General features: G+C 38.2%; 15 protein-coding genes. 3 read left to right on the forward strand and 12 right to left on the reverse strand.

Translation table 11 applies throughout. From position 1 onward, the window contains the following. Positions 1 to 8 precede the first annotated feature (8 nt). The 8 genes from rhaM to ACHWSC_RS07050 all read right to left on the reverse strand — a co-directional run bounded on the left by rhaM (position 9) and on the right by ACHWSC_RS07050 (position 11,016). Complete coding sequence (gene rhaM / locus ACHWSC_RS07015; protein ID WP_394676288.1) at positions 9 to 320, reverse strand: L-rhamnose mutarotase; 312 nt, start codon at positions 318 to 320, stop codon at positions 9 to 11. A gap of 41 nt (positions 321 to 361) precedes the next feature. Further along, positions 362 to 3,319: a glycoside hydrolase family 2 protein gene (locus ACHWSC_RS07020; protein WP_088163072.1), complete on the reverse strand. Its 2,958-nt coding sequence runs from the start codon at positions 3,317 to 3,319 to the stop codon at positions 362 to 364. A 1-nt stretch (position 3,320) separates the two neighbouring features. Further along, positions 3,321 to 4,475, reverse strand: coding sequence for a glycoside hydrolase family 88 protein (locus ACHWSC_RS07025; RefSeq protein ID WP_394676289.1), 1,155 nt, complete (start codon positions 4,473 to 4,475; stop codon positions 3,321 to 3,323). A gap of 115 nt (positions 4,476 to 4,590) precedes the next feature. After that, the gene (locus ACHWSC_RS07030) at positions 4,591 to 6,186 is read right to left on the reverse strand and encodes an arylsulfatase (protein ID WP_394676290.1); all 1,596 of its coding nucleotides are present in this window, start codon (positions 6,184 to 6,186) and stop codon (positions 4,591 to 4,593) included. A gap of 1 nt (position 6,187) precedes the next feature. After that, a complete protein-coding gene (locus ACHWSC_RS07035) occupies positions 6,188 to 6,967 on the reverse strand; it encodes a rhamnogalacturonan acetylesterase (RefSeq protein ID WP_088163777.1) in 780 nt (259 codons plus the stop codon). Positions 6,968 to 6,975: 8 nt separating this feature from the next. Further along, entirely contained in the window at positions 6,976 to 7,746 is a 771-nt protein-coding gene (locus ACHWSC_RS07040) for a rhamnogalacturonan acetylesterase (RefSeq protein WP_088163075.1), read from the reverse strand. 55 nt (positions 7,747 to 7,801) lie between these two features. Further along, positions 7,802 to 9,649 (reverse strand): rhamnogalacturonan lyase, encoded by a 1,848-nt coding sequence (locus ACHWSC_RS07045; protein ID WP_394676291.1) that lies wholly within the window; start codon positions 9,647 to 9,649, stop codon positions 7,802 to 7,804. 41 nt (positions 9,650 to 9,690) lie between these two features. After that, complete coding sequence (locus ACHWSC_RS07050) at positions 9,691 to 11,016, reverse strand: glycoside hydrolase family 28 protein (RefSeq protein WP_394676292.1); 1,326 nt, start codon at positions 11,014 to 11,016, stop codon at positions 9,691 to 9,693. Between the two features lie 623 nt (positions 11,017 to 11,639). Between ACHWSC_RS07050 and ACHWSC_RS07055 the strand changes: the two genes are divergently transcribed. Further along, entirely contained in the window at positions 11,640 to 13,025 is a 1,386-nt protein-coding gene (locus tag ACHWSC_RS07055) for a glycoside hydrolase family 28 protein (protein WP_394676293.1), read from the forward strand. Between the two features lie 576 nt (positions 13,026 to 13,601). On the opposite strand, the gene ACHWSC_RS07060 is transcribed toward ACHWSC_RS07055, so the two are convergent. The 3 genes from ACHWSC_RS07060 to ACHWSC_RS07070 form a co-directional block, all read right to left on the reverse strand. Continuing rightward, positions 13,602 to 13,814 carry a PLDc N-terminal domain-containing protein gene (locus ACHWSC_RS07060; RefSeq protein WP_394676294.1) on the reverse strand — a complete coding sequence of 71 codons (213 nt, stop codon included), beginning with the start codon at positions 13,812 to 13,814 and terminating at the stop codon, positions 13,602 to 13,604. A gap of 192 nt (positions 13,815 to 14,006) precedes the next feature. After that, positions 14,007 to 15,830 carry an O-antigen ligase family protein gene (locus ACHWSC_RS07065; protein ID WP_394676295.1) on the reverse strand — a complete coding sequence of 608 codons (1,824 nt, stop codon included), beginning with the start codon at positions 15,828 to 15,830 and terminating at the stop codon, positions 14,007 to 14,009. A 122-nt stretch (positions 15,831 to 15,952) separates the two neighbouring features. Beyond that, the gene (locus ACHWSC_RS07070; RefSeq protein ID WP_394676296.1) at positions 15,953 to 16,798 is read right to left on the reverse strand and encodes a hypothetical protein; all 846 of its coding nucleotides are present in this window, start codon (positions 16,796 to 16,798) and stop codon (positions 15,953 to 15,955) included. Between the two features lie 386 nt (positions 16,799 to 17,184). On the opposite strand from ACHWSC_RS07070, the gene ACHWSC_RS07075 reads away from it, so the two are divergent. Next, the gene (locus ACHWSC_RS07075) at positions 17,185 to 19,059 is read left to right on the forward strand and encodes a hypothetical protein (RefSeq protein ID WP_394676297.1); all 1,875 of its coding nucleotides are present in this window, start codon (positions 17,185 to 17,187) and stop codon (positions 19,057 to 19,059) included. 48 nt (positions 19,060 to 19,107) lie between these two features. Further along, on the forward strand, positions 19,108 to 19,341 hold the full coding sequence (locus ACHWSC_RS07080) for a helix-turn-helix domain-containing protein (RefSeq protein ID WP_394676298.1): 234 nt from the start codon (positions 19,108 to 19,110) through the stop codon (positions 19,339 to 19,341). Positions 19,342 to 19,685: 344 nt separating this feature from the next. Here the strand turns inward: ACHWSC_RS07080 and ACHWSC_RS07085 are convergent. Continuing rightward, positions 19,686 to 22,435: glycoside hydrolase family 2 protein (locus ACHWSC_RS07085; protein WP_394676299.1), on the reverse strand; the 2,750-nt coding region annotated here is incomplete at its 5' end.

Below are 22,435 nucleotides of genomic sequence, written 5' to 3' on the forward strand. Positions count from 1 at the left end.
CAATTGGCCTAATCCATGTGAAATACTTTTTTCAAACTGACCGATACTGGAGAATGATCGGCATGTACTTCCATGATATCATACATATAATCCCACCATTGCTGAACAATAGGTTCCTTACCCAACTCTTGTGACGAATGTCCTGCTAAATATTGAACAGCAAATAGAGTATCTGTCTCCTCATACAAAAAAATGGAATAATCAGACACCCCATTTTCGCGTAATAAGGTTATTAATTCTGGCCAGATCGTGTCATGTCTCCGCTTATATTCCCCAGACATTCCCGGTTTCAATTTCATTTTAAATGCTATTTTCTCCATTTCTTTTAAGTCTTCAACTATTTTATGATCGACAAATTTTCTTAATTGGCCACTACCTGATGTATGTCAGCTTCGATAATGCTCAAGGTGCCTTTGGCATTCGCGTCATTACGGGCCACACCATCATCAAGTTTCTTGCCCCCCATTTCAACCTGATTGTTTTCCCTCGTGGTAAAAGGTGCATTTTTAAGTTTTATTGTTATCTTTTCACCCCTTGTACGCGGAAATGACAAGGTACAATAGCCTAATGTCACATCGGTATTGCCGTCAAAAACAAGTTTTTCGTCCACAAAAATCTGCAATGGATAAGATCTTGATCTAAAATTATTCAGTTTCAGGTCAACTTCATCAATATCGGATTTTTCCTGCAAAGTATATGTAATCCAGGCGGTACCTAGTTGTCCGTCATTGACCCAATCCGACAGTTCATTGTCGTCGTAAGAGTGTGATGCTTTCTCTTGATTGGCGCCAGCAGCAACTGCACGGATTTTGAGACTTTTTTTCAGTTGCACCAATGTGGGGTTCGCAGGACTTGGTCCACGCGCTAAAAATGAAGGCAAATTTTCGTTGGATTCCTTGACGAAATAATCCGCCATGGTTTTGAGCGGTTGCACCGTCCAGACGGTTGAATCTGACAGCAGACCACTTGATGTCGCCTTCAACATCACACGCCCCGATTTATCGTACTTTGTGCGAAGTAATACACGATTTACACCAGCCTCCACAGGAAGTGAGGTAGCTAAAATATAGTTATCAGGCCCCTGGGCGATCCCCCCGCGCCAATCCATCGGTCCATCCAACTTAAAGTCAATCGTATTAGAAGCCAATGGGCAACGTAATCCGTTTTTGTCAAGCACTTCGACTTCTGCCAATACCATATCGTTACCATCAGCAAATAAGCCATTTTTACCATGTTGCGCCGTCAAACGGATTTTGTAAGGCTCACCTGTTGTTTTTAGTTCTTTCTTATTTAACAACTTTCCATCTTTTGTGAATGATTTTGCCGTCAATACGCCGGCCTCAAAATCAATGGCTGGAAAACGGTATAGGAAGTCGTATAGCTTTTCCGCTTCTTTCTGTACTTTTCCGTTCACAGCTAATTCTACCCGGTCAGCGGCCGAAACGACCAATACATCTTTTTTCGTTCCGGGAGCATAGTTCCAGTGTCCTACAAGGTACAAGCCTTTTGGATCAGGAGCGATCCAGCCATCCCACATCACCTGGTGGGCAAAGTAAGCATCTTTGGGAATACGCATGGCGTCTACTTCGCCACTTCTTCTGTAATTCTCTTTTCCCCTAAAATGGGTATTGGAATCCGAGAAAATAATATTGACACCGCCCGAATTTACGCGATCACCAGTGCCCGGACGCATCTTCCAATATTCCCACCAACGATGTACCGCTTCAACAACATAACTATCTTGGTTTCTGTTATAATCACTAGCATCTACGCCTTTATAAAGCGGCCCTTCACCATCCTTATGAAATGGATAACTCAATTCGTCCCAATATTTACGTAAGGCCTCATCCCTCATATATTCGGTTGCGATCATGGGATGACGCGCACTTTTATTGATATACAACATTTCACCACCATACTCAGCTAGCTTACTATCCAGCATTTCACGTGAGCCAATTGCCCGTCCGCCAGCTGGATCGTATTGATCACGAATGGCTTTCATCTCTGCCATATGCTCTTCCGAAATAGACTCGTTTCCACACTCATAAAACAAGACACTTGGATTATTGCGGTAATAAATAATCGCATCACGCATAAGCTCTGTTCGCTGTTCCCAACGTCTACCTTGGACATCTTTTTCGGCATCTCCTGCGGGTAGCATTTGCATCAGTCCCACGCGGTCGCAGGATTCAACATCCTGTTTCCAAGGTGTTACGTGCATCCAACGAACCAAATTGGCATTGCTCTTGACCATGAGTCCATTGCTAAAATCACTTAACCAAGGTGCTACAGACAAACCAACAGCAGGCCATTCATTACTTGTACGCTGTGCATAGCCCTTCATCATCAAAACCTGATCATTCAGATAGACCATGCCATCTTTAAAAGCCGTTTTTCGAAATCCTGTTTTCGTCTTTACAGCGTCTATAGTTTTGTTGTCCTGTACAATTTTTGTCGTAACCGTATAGAGATAGCCATAACCCCAGCTCCAAAAATTAACCTGATTCATGGTTGAGTTCATGGTCAATTGTTGTGTTTGATTGGCAGGAAGGTTGAACTTTTTTGAAAATGTTTTCACTAATTTTCCTTCGGCATTATGTACTTCGGCAACAAAGTTGACCAGACGCGATTGCAGGGTTTCATTCTTTACCTCCGAAGAAACAAAAAGATCCATTGTCTTTTCAGGGATATTTATGTTTTTCGCATACACATAAACACCTGTAGTCTTCAAATTGGAATACAATGGTAAAGTCTGATAAATTTTGGAAGTAAAGTGGATCCACACATTTTTTGGAATTCCACCATAGTTTGCATTAAAGTTTTTATCGTTCCATTGATACGTGCTATTTGTTGCCTTTTCACGATAGCTCCAACTATTGTCTATACGTATGGCCAAGATATTTTCGTGATCGCGATCAATCAGGTCCGAAATATCAAGTCCTGCTGCCATAACGCCATTTTCATGACGACCAATAAATTTTCCATTGAGATAAAATTCTCCGCCAAAGCGAATCCCTTCAAATTCCAAAAAGACCTTATCGGAAGTAATTCCCTTGGGAATACTAAACTTTTTTCGATACCAAACAATAGTTGTCGAAAGGTCATGTATCGCTTTTGTGAAAGCTTCATCTTCGTTCCATGCTTGGGGCAGAGCAACCTGTTTCCATGCGCGATCATCGAAGTCTTCAGCAGAAGCATCACTAACATCGCCAATATGGTAACGCCAGTCAGCGTTAAAACTAAAAGTCCTCCTCCCCGCTTGAGCATATGTACCGAATGAAAGCAGCAGGCAACAAAAAATAAACAGGAACCTTTTCATCTTATCTTGACAACATTTTATAAACCTCTGTCCCTCCCAATAAAAAACAACCCAAACCGTAATCTTCAAAATCCGGTTGACTTGAAAAACTGACGGGCTGACCATCCTTAGGTTCTTTCCCTGTTCCTTGTAAATAGCCCAAAAACCCAGAAGGGTGTACCGCTTCTGCTAGCATTGCTTTCCATGCCTTTTCTACAACAGGGCGATATATTTTAGCATCTAGAAAACCATTATTGATACCCCAGGCCATACCATAGACAAATAATGCTGTCCCTGAGGTTTCCCGTCCGCCAAAATTATTGGGATCATGCAGGCTGACATTCCAAAATCCATCTGGTCTTTGGATAGGAACAAGTGCTTCCATCAATGCCTTATAATCCGCTACATATTCTGCTCGATGTACTTCGTTTTCCGGAATTAAAGATAGTACCCTCACTAAAGCTGCTACCACCCATCCATTACCGCGTGACCAATAACAGTCCTCACCATTTGGTTCTTTGTAGGGAGGAACAAAATCTTTATCGCGCCACCAAAGTTTATCGGTCTGATTATATAGGCCTCCACCTTCCTGTGTTTTTGAATGATGATACATTTTATACATGTAATCAAAGTAAGTTTGATCCTTCGTCATTACACCCAGTTTGGCATAAATTGGCATGGCCATTTGTATGGCATCAATCCAAGTCCAATCGTCTACTTTTCCAGATTTGATAATATAATCTATATTGGCTTTAATCTTTTGGATACGCTCAGGCTTTGCTTCAATCTCATAGAGATCCAAGTAGGTTTGCCCACAAGCCTGGTCATCGGCATTTCGAGTTTCTAAACCGTTGCGCATCCCCCAGTCATGTTTATTTCCCCAATCCACTGCATAATTGTAGTATTCGTTGTTTTTATCAATCTGATAAAGTGCCATGAGCCCTTCGTAATAAACAGCCCGGGTCCAGATGTTGCTCGGCCGCCAACGGTTGGTGTAGATCGGTTTCCCTGTGTCTGTCCATTTGTTCATGAAATAACGATTGGTCAACTGCAACGATTGGAGTACATCTACAGCAGATAATTCCTGCTTCTGTTCGACAACTTTCTTCGTCGATGAACATGCTGAAAGGAAAAATGCAATCAATAAAGTGGTCGTATAAGTATTAAATATTTTCATGTTTTTCTTTATATAATTATTCATAACGGGAATTCCTTTTTTTTTCTGAAAGTGTCTGATCTTATTGGCCAGAGAGAACCTTCTTTTGCTTTCATTGCTGTTGGTGCCTGCGAAATCATGAAGGTTTTTGAGCGAGCTGCTCGTAGGGTATCACACCAACCCTTTTCGCCCAGTTTTCATAGATCTGAACCATTTCTCGGTATATTTTCGGAAAAGAGGCTGATAAGTCTACTGTTTCACTTCTATCTTTTTCTATATCATATAAATACCACCTATTTTCAGGATAGGAAGAGACCAATTTCCATTTTCCTTTGCGCACAGCTTTGTTACCCTCGTGCTCAAAACAAATTTCCCTATCCATATCCTTCTGTTGCTCATTCCATAGCGGAAGCAAGGAGGCCCCTTCCATCGGTTTAATCGTATTACCGGCATAATTTTCAGGATAGTTTGCTCCCGACCATTGGACTAAGGTTGGCATGATGTCGATCAAATGGGCTGGCCTATCAAACTGCTTTCCTTGAGGCAGAAACTTGGGGCCATAAGCTATAAAACTGGTTGCGTTGCCACCCTCAAACTCCCAATGCTTGAACTTTTTGAAAGGCGTATTGCTCACTGCAGCGCCTTCGATTCCATAAGCTGTAAAAGAACGTGGATGACTAGCAGGAAATTCATTCGCAGCTCTAATTTCTGCTGTAAATCCCGCATTGGTTATGGTCTCATTGCTCGCCCCGTTATCAGAGAGAAAAATAAAAACAGTGTTGTCCAATTGCCCTTTTGATTGGAGATAATCAACCAGTCGGCCAACATTCTGATCCAATTCGTCTACCATCGCCGCGTAGACAGCCATCTTTTCATCCCATTTTACTTTTTCTTCCCAGCTGCAATCATTCCAATTTCGCAAGGTGGTATCCATTGGAGACAATTTGGTCGTTGGTGGCACTATCCCTAACTGCTGCTGTTTTTGAAAACGCTTTTCACGGATAGCCTCCCAGCCTTCCATATATTTACCCCGATACTTTGCAATATCCTGCGGTTTGGCATGTATAGGCCAGTGGGGCGCCTGAAAAGCGAGGTATAGAAAAAAAGGATCCTCTTTTTTCGTTTCCAAATGCTCGCCAATGAAAGCCATCGCATAATCCGTATAGGCATCCGAGCTATAGTAATCTTTTGGCGGAACGATCGTCTCATTGTCCAAAGCTATCGTCAATGTTTGTTTGGGACGATAAGGCCGGTTTTCAAAGTAGCTGTTTGCTCCATCAATTAGCCCATAGTAGCGCTGAAATCCACGCTGCCGAGGCCAATTTTCTTTTTCCTGTCCAACATGCCATTTCCCAGCCATATAAGTTCCATAACCTGCGCTTTTCAATAGTTCAGCCAATGTGACCGAGTTTCGATTTAAATAGCCCTGATAGGCAGGAAAAGGACGCTTGTTCATCATATCGCCCACACCTGCCTGATGCGGATACAATCCGGTCAATAGAGAAGCACGTGATGGACAACAACGCGAAGCATTATAAAAGTTAGTCATCTTAATACCTTCCTTTGCCATTTTATCCAAATGTGGGGTCTGAATTTCGGAACCAAAACAACCTAAATCAGCATAGCCCATGTCATCGGCCAGAATCAACACAATATTGGGCCGTTGCTGTGCACGGACTGTAAATACTGTGAGCAGAAAGAAGATCGCCAGAGGAAAAGTAGATTTTATCATACTACATAAATTTCTTTAGTCCGATTTTGGTTTGTGCTTTCAATTGTTCAGCAACGAGTTTAGCGTTTAGCAAAGCACCTGCTTTAATTGTATGGGTCGCATCTTTAGGATCAAAAAATTCTGTTTCTACTTTCTTTTTCCCCAATGTTTCATACTGGGCTATCACTTGATCCTGCAAAGGGATAAAAAACGCATTAGCCTGTTGTGCAGCTTCTTTTGCCCATGTTGCATAATCCGATTTACGCACTTGGTTTCCTTCCCAGGCATTGCGCGGAATAGGTGAACAAATAATTGCTGTGGCTCCTTTATCTTGAATATTTTTCACAAATCGACGTAAGTAAAAACCATAACTATAGACAACTTCATGTTGCTTCAGCAATGGATTATACACTTCTTGGTAATCGTCGCCATTTCCTTTTATCGTTCCACGAGCACGTAACGTATCCACAATAGGACTTGAATCATTATGTCCAAATTGCATAAGGACAAAATCGCCCGGCTGTATGCTATCCAGTACCCTCTGCCAAAGCTTTGGATTGTTATAAAATGTCCGGGTACTTGTTCCCCCCAAAGCACGATTCTTGACATTGATCTTATCTAATTTAAAATACTGACCGATCAAACTTCCCCAGCCCCACTGTCCATTGGCCCCATTTCCCTGTCCGTTTTTTACGGTGGAATCACCAATAATAAATAAGGTCGGTTTATGCTGTTTTTCCAAAAAAGACATACTGATTACAGCGAAAAGGACCGCAGCCCAAGGCAACAATTTCAATTTCATCTTCATTTTTATTTAATGTATTGTACTAATTGGCTTTTAATCCTCCGAAATCCTTCGATAACAGACAATGCATTTTCTCTTGCTCCAGCTTTATTCGTATGCGTATGGTCACCTGGAAAATAATTGGATTTTACCCGTTCAGCACCAAGCTGATCATATTTATCTGCGGTAATACTATTCAGATCCAAAAAGGGAACGCCCTGTTCTTCTGCAATCTGCCTAGCCCACAAGCCAAAGTCGTTGTCGGCTCGTTTCACCTTACCTTGATTATCCCATTGGTTGCGCGGAATCATGGATAACAAAATTGGTGTTACCCCCTTTTTCTTTGCTTCAATCACAAAACGACGCAGGTTTTCACCGTAAGTGTGCACGGTCTCCTTCTTTCCATTTCCCCAATCCAACACAACGGAGTCCTGACCGATGCCCCGCAGCACACCCCGATAGCCTTGTTTGCTGGTATCGGGCTTACTGCCCTCGTTATGGCCAAACTGAATCAATAAAAAATCTCCCGGCTTGAACAACGAATCAACTTTTGCCCATCTTCCTTCTTTGACAAATGTTCGTGTACTACGCCCCGCCATTGCATGGTTATCTACACGGATTCGTGTCGTATCCAATAATTCAGGAATCAGGGTACCCCAGCCCCAATATTCCTTATTGCTGTTCTTAACGGTCGAATCACCGATAAGATAAATCGTAGGTCTATCTTGCTGTTTTGCAAAGGATATCAAAAGAACGGCTGTCAGTGCCATCCCTATCCATTTTATTGTATGCTTCATTTGCTATCTTATCTATTTCTTTTAGTCAAAAAATCCAAATCGCGCTTCCAAATTTCTATTTTTTATGGGCATACTTAACCAGCTGAATGTTCGGCTTGACTGGACGATCCATACCTGCACCGAGATAATACCCCGTATGTGGCGGTTGATTGTAAGCCACATTCTGCCATGCTATGCTCAAGCGATACTGTGGATCATGCATCAACGTATATACCCTTTGCGTTGTAGGGATCGTTGTTGTATAGATACGTAGGCTTTGGTTGTCGTCTGCACGTAGGATCAATTCTTCACGCCAATCCCCAAAGATATCCGCGCTCAGGTTAGGTGTACTTTTAGTTCCATTGATCGATGATGCTCCAATCCCCGTAAAGATGCGTTCTATTTTCCCATTTTTATATTTTTCAATATAGTTACTGTTTAAAAGTTCCCGGCTCAAATCGGCATCCCACCAAATCAGAAAATTGGTCGATCTCGGAGCCGGCCCGACACGATTACCTTTGGTATCGTACATATCTCTAGATCCCAGCCACCACAGATACGCCCCTTTATGATCGGGATCTATATTTGCAGCAACACCGCGGGGAATATCTTGGTCTATTGCACTTTTAAACAATATTGCGCCAGTTTTGGCATCCAATAAAGCCACGCCGGTCCCTTTCCGCCCTCCTTTCAGTTCATGGATTCCAAAGATCTCCAGGCCGGGTCTTTCAGGATCTAGGTCACCGACATGCAGCGCATCACCATGTCCCAGTCCTGTACTGTATAGACCTTTGCCATTATCATCAATAACCATCGAACCAAACACAATTTCATCTTTGCCATCCTGGTCAACATCCGCGACCGTAAGATTATGATATCCCTGTCCGGAATAAGGATCTTTACGAACTTTGCTATCAAATACCCAGCGGTTCACTAATTTTTTATCTTTAAAGTCCCACGCTGCCAGAGCTGTCCGTTCATAATATCCCCGCGTCATCACAACACTTGGATGTACACCATCCAAATAGGCTACACAAGCTAAAAATCGATCGCTGCGATTAGCATTTGAATCTCCCCATGAATTTAGCTCTCCACGTTCTGGTAGATAATCTACAGAGCTTAGGGCTTTGCCCGTCAATCCATCAAATACGGTTAAATATTCAGGTCCTTTCAATATGCGACCAACAGTCCGCGAATTTAATACAGTATCACGCCAATCGGCCTGGGCATCACCAATGACATTTCCCAGTCCATCTTTCGTACCGTCGGCCGTTTTGCAGACCAGCTCCGCACGGCCGTCACTATCGAGGTCGTATACCATAAATTGGGTATAATGTGCTCCTTCCCGGATATTTTTACCCAAATTGATTTCCCAAAGAAAAGTACCATCTAGTTTATATGCCTGAAAAATAGGTTCCGAAGTAATCCCATTGTGTGCATTGTCATGTCCAACACCCGTCTGATGAACAATCAGTTCGTAAGTCCCGTCTCCATCCAAATCACCTACAGAAATATCACCAGGAGTGTATCCTTTGGGAGTACGTAAAGGAATATTTAAGTATTGCTGTACTTTTTGATCTTTCGATAAGGTCAATTTAGCAACTTCTTTTTCTTTACCTCCGGTTACTATATCCAAAATGTAAGTAACATCTTGATTCAAATCGACATGATCGTCCAAAAAATTAGTCCCTTTGGTCAAAGGTGAAGTATTTAGTTTTTTCTGCTTGCCATTCCCTTCCTTTCTATAAACTGCAAAGGCCGTATCAAAATCGTCAGTGCCAAGCAAACGCCAGCTTAAAAAAACAGCGTTGTCCGTCGTTTTTACACCCACCATCCCCCGATCCAAAAACTCCATTTTACGTTGGCCTGAAACGGCTAGGGAACCGATCAGTGCCCCAGTCAAAAGAATAAGTTTTGTCTTCATAATTCAAGGTCTAAGCCACAGCAATATGCTGGTACATATTATTATTGCTTTTTATTATTAACAGATACATTATTTAGGACAAAGTTTTTAATATATTCCCTGTGAATCGCTGGATCTTTGGCTGCACGGACGTGCATATTTTGAAATGTAAAATCCGACAGCACATATTGTTCCGAATTGAGGACATCGAATACGATGTCGCAATCCAGATCTATATTGCGTAGGACAATATTTCTTGCATAGGACATTTTAATATCTTTCTCGCCCTTCAAATCAAAAAATTGGGTCCAAGGTTTAATAAACAACATGCTATTGACATTTCCCTTTACATTTTCGATCAAAATGTTTTCATATTCTTGTGGCGTATCTGGCCGCATCTTTAACTGCAACAGCTTGCGTGCTTTATCTAAGGTATTGTTCCTAAAAATCACATTATAGCTATGAATAGATTCACTACCACAAGTCAGTGCACTATGACAAAATCCAAAGAAACAGTTCTCAATAATAATATTTGAATTAGGTCCATTATTAGGATCTTTGTCGGACTTAGGCCCTTTACCCCCTTTTAATGCGATCGCATCATCGTTAACGGATAAGTAACAATCCTTAATCAATACATTGCGGCAGACATCCAAATCAATCGCATCTGAACTAGGCGCTTTCACAGGTTCCTTGGGCGCCGAAATGTGCAAACCGATCAATTTGAGATTTTCACATTTATAATAATGTGAGGTCCAAAACGGTGAATTGATCAAACGAATGCCCGATATTTGTACGTCCTTGCTATTGGAAACATAAAGTAAGCGTGGGCGCATCTCGTCCATATTTGTGCATTGTGGATTAAACTGTCTTCGAAGCCAAAAGGATCGCCAGTAGCGCAACCCGTTTCCATCGAGTGTACCTTTGCCCGAAATTGTAAATCCATCCACCTGATCCGCATTGACAAGCGCCAAAAAATATTTCACTGTCTGACCTTCCATTCGAGTCTCAGCTAGCGCAAAATCTGCGATATCATCACTTCCTTTTAACACAGCCCCTTCTTCCAAGTGCAAGTGTGTCTTTGGTTTAAAAAATAATGAACCACTCAGATAGATCCCTTTAGGTACGACGACAACACCGCCTCCACTTTCATATGCTTTATCAATTGCTTGTTGGATTTTGGCAGTTTGCACGATGGTGCTATCTGCGACCACACCAAAATCGGTGATGAGAAATTTCTTTCCGAGCGTTCCGATCTCAGTCGATTTTACAGTCTCGAACCATTTTGAGATTGCTGTTCCGTCCGGAAACTTTCCTTGCGCATGTGCATTGGACAAGATCGCAATTGATGTAAGCAGGAGTAAAAATCGAAAGAATTTTTTCATCATATTTAGTTTTATTAAGTCTTGTTTCCCCGCTTGTCTACAGCTTAATTAAAAAGTGTAGACAATGCCTTCGAATTGATTAGCGTATTTAAGGATACTTAAATAAGTAGCTAGTTTTAAAAGTATCAACATTTTTAACAAGAGCCGTCCTGTAGTATCCTGAACAAACCAGACAATACAGTCAGAAAGTGCTTGTTTTCATGTATAATAAGGTTAAAAACAGGGATTCAACGTCATTCGTAATATATTTGTTATAGAATTCTCAACTCCAACCCCACACCAACTTATGACCAACTCCTAACTGTAACCACGTTGAGTGCACAGTGAGTCCACGTTGAGTCCACCTTTTAGAGGTTGATTCACCATGCTCTCACCTTTTTAACAATCCGCTTGCAGTCAGGAGTTGATATGGATTTGGTGATACCTTATCCTTAAGAAAATATATCCAAACCACCTTGTACTGTCCTGCTTGGTAAAATTAGGTTCCCCCTTGATTGTTCCTTATTTTTAGTCTTTATTGTTTTTAACCAATTGCTTAGGACCTCCTGATGAAAAATAAACTGGATATTCCATATGGCCTTAAAAAACACAAACCGAGCTTGCGTGCTCATGAAATAATTATTAACATGAAATATAAATCAATCTTCACCCTTATTTTACTATCGATCGCTTTTACTCGATTGAGCGTCGCGCAGATCAGCAAGATCAACCAAGACGATATTAAAATCAAAGCTCCTTTTGAAATCCCAGTATTTAAGGTCCCAAATTTCGAGCATTGTAAAAACTACGATATCCGCGATTTTGGTGCACGTCAGGGTGATAAGGAAAGTACTACCGCAGCAATCGCGAAGGCAATTGCGCTAGCGACAACATCGGGGGGCAATATCATTATTCCTCCAGGTGAATGGTCAACAAAGGCAATCCACTTAAAGAGCAATGTCAACTTACATGTCAGTGCAGGGGCAACCTTATTATTTTCGGGCGACCCGAAAGACTATTTGCCTGCTGTTCACAGTAGTTGGGAAGGGCTTGAGTGCTATAATTATTCGCCATTGATCTATGCATACGAAGCGACAAATGTTGCCATTACCGGTAAGGGAACCATAAAAGCAGATCTGACTGTTTGGGAGAAATGGTTTCCGAGACCAAAGCCGCACATGGAAAGCATCAAAAATCTCTATAATTGGGCACAAGAAGGGAGGCCTGTGGAACAGCGTATCATGGTCAACGACACATCTAACCTTAGACCTCAGTTTATTCAATTTAACCGTTGCCAACATGTTAGGGTCGAAGATATCAAGATCCGAAACAGTCCTTTTTGGACCTTGCATCTCTACCTAACGAAAGATGCGCTTATCCGTGGCATCGACATCTACGCCCATGGGCATAACAATGATGGAATTGACCCAGAAATGAGTCAGAATGTATTGATTGAAAATTGTATATTTGACCAGGGGGATGATGCTATTGCCTTGAAGTCCGGTAGAAATCCCGAAGGCTGGCGGTTGAAAACGCCAACAAAGAATATTGTGATCCGCAATTGCGAGATCCGTGACGGTCATCAGCTCCTTGCCATTGGGAGTGAACTCTCGGGAGGGATTGAAAATATTTACGTAAACAATTGCACGGTACTGCCGAATGAGAAGCTCATGCATCTACTTTTCATCAAAACCAATGAACGTATGGGCGGTTATGTCAAAAACATTTATTTTTCAAATATCAAAGCCCAAAACGTAAAGGAAGGTATACTTGGAATAGATACGGATGTGCTCTATCAATGGCGCAACCTGGTACCAACCAAAGTAAAAAAACTGACTCCAATAACGAATGTCTATCTTTCCCACATTAAAGCTGAAGAAGGGCAGTTTGTCTCGAAGATCAATGGCAATCCCGAACTTCCAATTCAGACCGTACAATTGAAGGATGTACATCTTAAAAAAACAACATCAACTGCTATTCAAAATAAATACGTCAATGATTTTTCCTACACGAATAGCGATAAGAGTGAATAAAGCACAACCTTTTTGGGTTCAAGAAACCTAAATAAGCATTATTGAAAAGAATACATACTATTAGGGTTATACCATAAAAAAGGGCTTTTCTATTAACATAGAAAAGCCCTTTTTTTATGCATTACTCTTTTATTCAGTCAACACATTAACCTTAGGCATCACAAATTGTGTATTTTCTTTTTCCTCTTCTCTTATGTTGAGATTCCGTTACAGTCGACCATTCGAACCCGTAAAATGATCACCAGTTAATTACGATTCACTTTGACCAGCTAAACGTTGCTATGGAAGGTTTTAAATTAATCTTTGCAAATTGATCTCCGCTTTGGATTAAACCTTCTTCCTGAATTGCTTTAACGGATGCTTTTTTTTCATTAGGATGTATTCATTAGCATCTTTTTTAATCATTGAAAACTCAATATCCAAATATTTACATATAAATATTCACTTAGTTTACAACCAAAATACACCTTTCTTTTTTTCTTGCGATCTGAGTTAATCGACTGGCTATATTAAACTTAAATAATCAGCTTTCTCGTCAGATTTTGATTAATAAAGTTGAAGTGAATGTAAAATCACTTAAGTTTTTGCTATATTTCGTCCGAGCAACCAATAAAAAATACAACCGAGAAAATTGAAGATTAAAATACCAATTATCCAAAATATCTTTTTTCTCCATTGTAGATTATCATTACCAATGACATGATAAATAGAATAAAATACGAAGATTAACGGTATTACAGAGAGAAATAACATTTCTTTAGTGCCGATGTTCAGGAATAAAAGATTCATAAATTTTAGAGTATTATTTTATATAATTAATTTTTAATTTGATTAATTTTTAAAAAAAAGAGGCTTAACTAAAGCTATACAACTTAATAGCTGGGTATTGAATAAAAAATTATACTTAGAAAAAAAGTCGAAAAGGTTGATTTCCATTTATTCATTATCTATTAAAATTTGAGAGCAACAGAATGTCTATCCTCAATCATTAGTATAATAATTAAGCGAATTTGTTTTTAATATTTTCATTGCTTCTCTTTTAACAAAATTGACCTCGTCTGATTGAATTTTAATAGGTAAAGAGATAATACTTTGAGCTACTTGAACACACTTAGTTAATTCTCCAATTTCGCGATAAAACATCATCAAATGCAAGCGAGGTATAAATCTATTTGGCACCATATTTACAGCTGCAATAAGCGCATCTTCGGCCTTTTTAAGGTCTCTTAGATGAAGATAAGACTTACCTAAAATTATACAAAGATTTGGTGTTCTCATAATTTCTTTATTTTTTTCTATAGTATTAACTGCCTTGATATAATTCCCCTCATCAAATAAAAAATTACTGTACCATTGAACAAAAAACCTATCGGCACTTAAATCTAAATATAATGCCGTTAGTTGTTCGTCTTCTAAATCATAACAGTTCCCCTTTTTCCATTGGGCATAGGCAGAAATCTGCTGTTTAACAGTCAATGTTATATATATATAAAAGAATACTGTTAAAATCAAGATTGGTATGGTTCTGATTAAGCTTAATTTTATTTTGAAAGCATTCGAATCATTAATTGACAGGTAACAAAAGGAAAGCATCAATATGGTTGTAAGGGACGGATCGTTTGATGGATAAGAAAATAAAGAAAACGTAATTCCTAGTATTAAGGTGAGCAAAGAATAATAAGAAATGTTGAAATTTTTTGATGTAGCTAGCCTTAATATATTAGATCTAATAATACTATAACATAAAATTAAAAATAATAGGAAACCAAAAATGCCTTGTTCGCATAATAACTTTATGTATTCATTATATGGATATCTAATAACATCGCTATAAAATATTTCATTTTCTAAATGGGTTTCAGTGAAATATTTCGACTGGTAGATGGTGTATAAGTTTTCGAAGTTAGAAAACCCAATACCAAATATAGGATTATCTAAAAATATATTTAAACTAATTTTCCATATTAAAAGTCTACCTTTTCCCGAACTTGCAAAAAAAGCAAATCCTATTATTGCCGAAATAAGCATTATTCCTAAAATTACTAAGGGTACACTACTTTGTTTTTTTGTGGTAAAACTTCTTTCAAAAACAACTGTTAATACGATCACTGAAGCTATCCATACCGTCTGAATTTCAGAATAATAGATTAATACTAAAAATAAAAAAATTGATAAGCATGCGAAGAGTCGTAATCTCCTATTATATATCCCCCATATTAATGGAAATGGCATTAATAGACCACACAGCATTGTGAATCTTGCTGGGTTGGTGAATTGTCCAGTAACTATAAAATTATCATTTTTAGAATTTAAAATTCCTATAATCTGTAATATTCCAAATGCTGTAAAACCGCAGAAGATTAAACTTACAATCAAAGCGATATTATTCGTAAGATGATCCAATCTATTTTTATTGATCCCCGCTAAGAGGGTTTTTATCAGGAAATATGTTATAAATTGCCCAAACAGCAAAAAAAAATCAAAATTTAGATTATTTTTAGAAATAACCGTGGTGTTTATTATATTGAATATCAAAATTATAATGAATACAATTTCAAATTTGGAGAACTTAAGGATATATTTTTTTTGCTTTAAAATTGTTTTAAATATAATTATACTTGAAGTTATCAGTCCAACCACACCAAAGTAAAATAGAAAAATATTCCTGTTGAAAATGTCATCATTCATGATATCCGAGCAAAAGTTTGGAAAAATAGACAACACATATAATGGAATAACAAGAAATGTTATACAGACTTCATCTGAAATTTTCAATAATAGACTTGGGTTAGTATATCTTTCCATAATTTATACATGATATAAAATGGCGTATTAATGAAGCTATTTTTCTGTTTGTTTTTAGAATCGAATTGAAACTGGCTTATAATCAATATCAATTCGATTCTCTACACTAACTAACTTCCTTTCTATTCGGTCACAATTCCTTCGTCACAGATATCTCCAGTACATTGAAAAGTTACTGTACCGACGCATGGCGATATTGTTGCCGCACAGGTAATATCTGGGGTACCAATCTGACTACAGGAAGGATACGCACTTAAGAAAGCTTTCGCATCTTCTTTCGCTTTGTTCTCAGTTTCCGCTCTTGTCATACCAAAGCTTATATTATATCGTGTACAACTTGATACTGTCATAGCAGCTTTTTTTCCTGAGGAAGCGATGTTAGCTTGTTTTAAATCCACCAATTGTTCAGTCCATTTAGCATAAGGCTGGACAACAGTTTGATCTTCAAACATAATTTGTTGGAATACTATTAATAATTTTAAAAAAATTATTTTTTGAGCATTGGATAGCGTATTTTTACTAATTTCTGCATTAGTTATTTTTTTTCCCTTATACTTATAAATGAGCTCATTGCTATCGTAATCAAACGTTAAGCTGGATTTTTTTTGAATGTCTTTTATACTATAAATATTTTTGTTTTGCACCTTTTCTAACATTAATTTCTCACCGTCTAACAGTATTCTTCTATTGTTGACGATTGAGTTTGCAGCTTTAATAGCAATAGTTATTTTATCTTCAGATTCTTGCTTGGTTTCTAGTTCGAAGATTCCGAGAGCATAAGCAGATTTACTCACATTTACTGATGAGCCAATATGGATCTTTAGCGAATTACCGAGAAGGACTGTTTTAGGATTTTGTTCACGATCAACGTCGCTCGTCAACGATTGATCTTTACAACTTTTTAAAATAAATGTTGTAGACAGTAATAACGTAAAGAGACAGATAATAAACCAATAGTTTTTTTTCATAATGATAAATAATTGTTAGTAATTTTTGTGCGCTTACTTTTAAAAGTTCTTTCCTTAATGAAACTTAAAGGTTTTAAAAGGTAATATTATGTATCAAAAATATTTATTACATTTCGATTGGTGAAGTCAATTTTGGTGTTTTTTTTTCAATTTTAAATATTAATATTTAATTAAATGACATGCTAAATAATAGCTTTTTTTAACCCATGTTAGTACAGGACAGTTTATCGCTATTTGATTATTATTTTTAATAAAAGAAACCAATTAACTAAATGACCCCTTTCGTAAACATAAACTATATCGCCATTCGTATATTTTATACCCTAATTTTTTCTCTTACTTTTTTCTCTTGTGAGTCGAATTTGGATCGAAAGATTGATATTTCGTTGAATTCTTCTGGACAAAATAGAGGAGAATTAGAGAATGTAATTAAACATTATAATAAAGAAGGAGATAAAGAAAAAGTACAAGCTGCCATATTTTTAATATCGAACATGGCTAATAAATTAAGTATCACAAATCGATCAAATCAACCTTATCTAGAAGTTTTCGATTTTATAGATTCGTTATGGAAAGGGGGAAATGCAAAAATAATGGATAATAAACATAATGTCCAAGCAAAATGGGATTCTTTAATATATATATATGGGACGCCAAAAATACAAAAAATTGATAATCAACATGATATAAATATCATAAAGTCAGAATACCTGATTTCACATATCGACCACGCTTTTAGAATGTGGAGAGGAAATAAATGGAGCAAAAAAATCGATTTTGATGGATTTTGTGAGTATATTCTGCCTTATAAAGTTGGTTCCGAATCGAATGAACTGTGGTCAATAAAGCTTTATAATAAATGGATTAAGGATATTAAGCAAAAGAACCTTGATAGTATATTCAATATTGCAAAGTACGTGAATGATCAAAACTCTTTTAAAATGTCTCATTCTGGTATATTTTGGTCATATCCATATGATTTTAATAGCAGTGAATTTGAGCGAATTCGACTAGGCAGCTGTAAAAATGGAGTGCATTATACAGCTCAGAGTTTGCGAGCCCTTGGAATTCCAACCGCCATTGATTTCACTAGGAAATGGGCTGGCTCAAATAATGGTCATGAATGGAATGTCATTTTTTTAGAAGATGCTAAGCAATTTCCATTCGACGCTTTAAATAAAGGTTTGAAAATAGATCTTTCCTGGCGGAAAATTGCAAAAGTATTCAGAAAAACTTACAAAAATCAGCCCCTGTTATTGGATTCCATTCACCTTAATGAAATTCCATCAGATTTATTGGATAGTAATAGTATAGACGTAACAAGAAATTATGTTAAAACCCAAAGTATATCAGCTAGAATTGGTAATAAAGAAAAAAATAAATACGCAATAATATCGACCTATAACGGCTTCGACTGGGAACCACAAGCTTGGTCTGAAATTTCCAATGGTCATGTATTGTTTAGAGATATGGGAGTTAACAATCTATATTCTATATTTTTATATGATGGGATAGAGTTTACAAGAAAAACAGAACCATTTTTTTTGAATAATTTGGGAAATATTGAATACTTTAAACCAAGTAAGGAAAAAGAAAATATTAGATTAGAAAGAAAGGCCCAATTAACGCCTTTCATGAAAGGAATAATGTCTTTCGTAATTGGCAACAAATTCCAGGGAGCAAATACAGTAAATTTTCAAGATTCAATTACTTTGTTTACCATACATAATATGCCTGAGAAAATAGAAAGCGTTGTAATAAAACAAAGAAATAAATTTAGGTATGTAAGGATGTGGATACCGCCTCGAGGTAGAGGAGATATTGCTGAATTGGAATTTTATGGGCTATCAAAAAATAGGGATACAGTGAAATTAAATGGAAAAGTTATTGGAGATCCCTCTATTGATATAACTAAAAATAGATTCTATAACTATCCTTTTGACAATGATCTTCAAACTTATTTCTTGAAACCAAAAGGGAGGGAGCCTTGGGTAGGATTGGATTTTGGAAGCCCCCAACAAATAGTAAAAATAAGATATTGTCCTCGAAGTGACACCAATTTTATAGAAGTGGGAAATGAATATGAATTATTTCATTGGAATAAAGGACGCTGGATTAGTTTTCATAGACAAGTTTCCAAGGATCAGTTTATTAAATTTGATAGCGTTCCCTGCAACAGCCTATTTATTTTAAAAAATATCGATAAAGGTAAAGAGCATAAAGTTTTTACTTATAAGATGGGGAAGCAAATTTGGATGTGATTATTTCTTGAATATATATAACTAAGTATTAATTATAAACTAAACAAGATGAAATTTGGACATAGACTCAAAATACTTCGTATTTCGAGAAATATTGAACCTATAGAAATTGCAGAAAGATTATCTATATCAGAAAGCACTTACCGCAGATATGAACGCGATGAGAGTGAACCTTCTTTATCCGTACTTTACAGAATCGCCGCTGTTTTTGAAATTAAAATTACCGAATTGTTGGAGGAAGACTTATTTGTTACTCTTCCTAAGATCTCAGAACAAAAATAGTCCGTATTCTCTTCTATTGAAAGAAACAGGTCCCTTTTGTTTAAGATCTAGTTAAGAGCACATCGTACAATTTTTTCTTAAAATATTGCCTCAAAAATCTAGAATATGTTCTAGATTTAAAGAACTTTCAACAGGATATTGGTCACACCATCCTAGTATTGAAATTTTATTTTGGAGTTGACTGCGCTGAATCTATACATTTCCATCCAAACGGATAAATAAGGAATGCTTTGTGTTTTGATTCTCGTACGTCCTGTAGTGGAGCACCTTAATTCTCTATATTATAGGTGCGTACTGAAATAAGTAGATTCCAATTGCAACCGCCTAAAAATGGAGTTTTTCTTTTAATCAGTCAACACATTAACCTTAGGCATCACAAATTGTGTATTTTCTTTTTCGCCTTTTGGGGTTCCAAAGTAAAAATAGAGTGTCCGGTTAATCCTTTTATCCATTTGATTAAGCTCACCCGCGGGTCCATTCACGGCAGCATTTCCATTAATTCCCAATGCCAGTTTTGTTCCAATAGGGGGAATAGCATCTAAAAAGGAAATATCTCCAGACGGCAATTGCGGATATCCTTTAGGACCGGAAATTCCGTAAAACTCGAACAATCGCACAAATAAATCGTCCTGATCTGTTGCGACCAAAAACTTGCCTTGCACTGTATTGAATTGTACCCAGCTAACATCGGAGAAGTAGCCTTTAAATTCAGGAAATGCCCATGGACCAATACCGGCTTTTCCATCATTGTACATTTTTTCCCATGTATTTAGGGTGACACCTTGCATCCTATTCTTCCATACGCGATACGGCCCATTACCGAGCCATTTGGCCCCAATAATATAGTTTTCAGGAAAGTTGAAGCTTACTCCGGCATAAGGCACCGTTTTTTTCATATTGTAAGCATAATCAAGTTTCAACCAGCCGTCTGGCCGCATCGTCCAACGGATAAAACTTAGATTGCCATCAAACATAAACTCAACAACTTCATTTTTTCCATCCTGCCAACGTTTAGCACTTTTCAGCTCCGACTGTCCATCAATAAGCACCGGGCCATTATTAAAAGCTAATTTCATGCTATAATCATTGGCCAGATCAACCAATAATCCTGTTTTTTTGGAGATAAAGGCTGTTATTCCGTTTGCCTTGAGGATATAATTCACACTGTCCTCTTTCGCTTCAACATCGGTAGAAGATTTTAAAGGTAGAATTTCAGCTGTAAGAGCCTGATTGGATTTTATACGCCATGTCCAAGTATAAATTTCCTCCCCATGTGAGTCAGTTGCCATCAATATTAGTGCATCATATTGTTTCCAATCGCTCGGTAAATTCAACTGCACGTTTCCTTTTTGAGTCGGAGCCAATACAGGACTATTTATCTTTAGATTCAACACCGAGTCCACCCCCGCTTCTTCGGCATAGGGCTGTTTATAAGTAATCAATTTACCCTCAAACCTACAATCTTTTAGGTTGGTAAAGTGATAACGATTTTCCACCGGAATAGTTCCATTGAAGTCGGCAGGTAATTTCTTCATCGTAATATGTACAGGTGAATAGATTTCCCGAATAGCATAGAAACTTCCCTCTTTTTCGCGATGTGGCCCAAGGATTCCATCGGGGGCATTTACGCGGTTGACATCAATCACATTGTTGAAATCTGTACGCACGATACCTTCATCTGCAAAATCCCAAATAAATCCGCCTGCACCTAATTTGGCATTCCAGTGCAACTCCCATATATCTGCTAATCCTGCTGCGGCGCCGCCATCGTCCTGTGCATGGAGAAATTCAGTCGGCATGTAAATGTTTGGCCCTTCCAGAATTTTTTTTGTTGAATAAAAGTCTTCATAATGGTTGCAATCGATTCCATTGATGGCGTTCCCAGGTCTATGATGTGCATGGATTACCGTTCTTGCCGAAAGATCATATTTTTTATACTCATCAACAAGTTCTTTATTATGCCCGCCTTCATTGCCATTGCTCCAAAGTATAATGGAAGGATGATTGGCATCTCGAATAACCATTTCTCGCACTAGCTTTTTACCCACAACGGTGCTATATGCCTTCTGCCATCCGGCCAATTCATCCAAAACATATAAGCCCAATGAATCGCAATAGGCCAAAAATGATCTATCTGGCGGATAATGTGAACAGCGTACCGCATTCATGTTCATTTCTTTGATCAGTTTAACATCATTCAGATCCAATTGTGCGTTCACAGATCGTCCAGTTTCGGGCCACCATACATGACGGTTGACACCTTTCATCTTCACTTTTACACCATTGACATAAATACCATCTCCTTCTCGAACTTCGATCGTCCTGAAACCAAAACGATCTTGAGATTGATACCCTTTATTCTTCCCATCCCATAGGGTGTACGTGACCTGATACAAGTTTGGCGTCTCCGCTGTCCACAATAACGGTTTTTCCACTTTCATTTCGATCAATTTTACCGAATCTTTCGCCATAATCGGGAACTTCTGATTTGCGATCAGGTTGCCCTTCAGATCTTTGATCTCCACCTGTAGATTTGTGGCTTTAGACAAACTTTCTAAATGCACGTTGCTTCGAAAAGTTCCATCTGCTTTGGCGTCGATAGCTGTCCAACTGATATGCTCTTGTGGTGTCGCCTCGAGGTATACAGGTCTATAAATACCGCCTAAAATCCAATAATCTGCAAGGCGCTCCGCATTGTTAACAGATTTATCAGAAGACATTTTTGATACAGTCGCTTCCAATATATTGGCCTTGTCAAAGCTGATCTTGTCGGTGACATCGTACTTAAACTGATAGAAAGCACCTTGGTGGATATCTCCAGCCAGCTTACCGTTGATCTTAACTTCGGTATCTGTCATCGAACCTTCAAACACAAGGCTTATTTTTTTACCTTTCCAGTTTTTTGGAACAGTAAATTGATGCCGATACAAACCTTTCTCATCGTGAAAGATGAAATTCTTGCCATAGGTCACATAGTCCCGACCATAGTTATAAGCCCCAAATCCCTGTTGTTCCCAATGACTGGGAACCGCAATCTTATCCCATTTTCCAGCCTTACGTCCCCCAGTTACCCAGAAGTCCCAATTGACCGTAT

It is taken from the genome of uncultured Sphingobacterium sp. (assembly GCF_964277905.1).
Taxonomy (GTDB): domain Bacteria; phylum Bacteroidota; class Bacteroidia; order Sphingobacteriales; family Sphingobacteriaceae; genus Sphingobacterium; species Sphingobacterium siyangense.

Excerpts from the sequence above, each read along its gene's own strand:
- rhaM (WP_394676288.1), bottom strand. The coding sequence starts at position 320 with ATGGAGAAAATAGCATTTAAAATGAAATTGAAACCGGGAATGTCTGGG.
- ACHWSC_RS07020 (WP_088163072.1), bottom strand. The coding sequence starts at position 3,319 with ATGAAAAGGTTCCTGTTTATTTTTTGTTGCCTGCTGCTTTCATTCGGT.
- ACHWSC_RS07025 (WP_394676289.1), bottom strand. The coding sequence starts at position 4,475 with ATGAAAATATTTAATACTTATACGACCACTTTATTGATTGCATTTTTC.
- ACHWSC_RS07030 (WP_394676290.1), bottom strand. The coding sequence starts at position 6,186 with ATGATAAAATCTACTTTTCCTCTGGCGATCTTCTTTCTGCTCACAGTA.
- ACHWSC_RS07035 (WP_088163777.1), bottom strand. The coding sequence starts at position 6,967 with ATGAAATTGAAATTGTTGCCTTGGGCTGCGGTCCTTTTCGCTGTAATC.
- ACHWSC_RS07040 (WP_088163075.1), bottom strand. The coding sequence starts at position 7,746 with ATGAAGCATACAATAAAATGGATAGGGATGGCACTGACAGCCGTTCTT.
- ACHWSC_RS07045 (WP_394676291.1), bottom strand. The coding sequence starts at position 9,649 with ATGAAGACAAAACTTATTCTTTTGACTGGGGCACTGATCGGTTCCCTA.
- ACHWSC_RS07050 (WP_394676292.1), bottom strand. The coding sequence starts at position 11,016 with ATGATGAAAAAATTCTTTCGATTTTTACTCCTGCTTACATCAATTGCG.
- ACHWSC_RS07055 (WP_394676293.1), top strand. The coding sequence starts at position 11,640 with ATGAAATATAAATCAATCTTCACCCTTATTTTACTATCGATCGCTTTT.
- ACHWSC_RS07060 (WP_394676294.1), bottom strand. The coding sequence starts at position 13,814 with ATGAATCTTTTATTCCTGAACATCGGCACTAAAGAAATGTTATTTCTC.
- ACHWSC_RS07065 (WP_394676295.1), bottom strand. The coding sequence starts at position 15,830 with ATGGAAAGATATACTAACCCAAGTCTATTATTGAAAATTTCAGATGAA.
- ACHWSC_RS07070 (WP_394676296.1), bottom strand. The coding sequence starts at position 16,798 with ATGAAAAAAAACTATTGGTTTATTATCTGTCTCTTTACGTTATTACTG.
- ACHWSC_RS07080 (WP_394676298.1), top strand. The coding sequence starts at position 19,108 with ATGAAATTTGGACATAGACTCAAAATACTTCGTATTTCGAGAAATATT.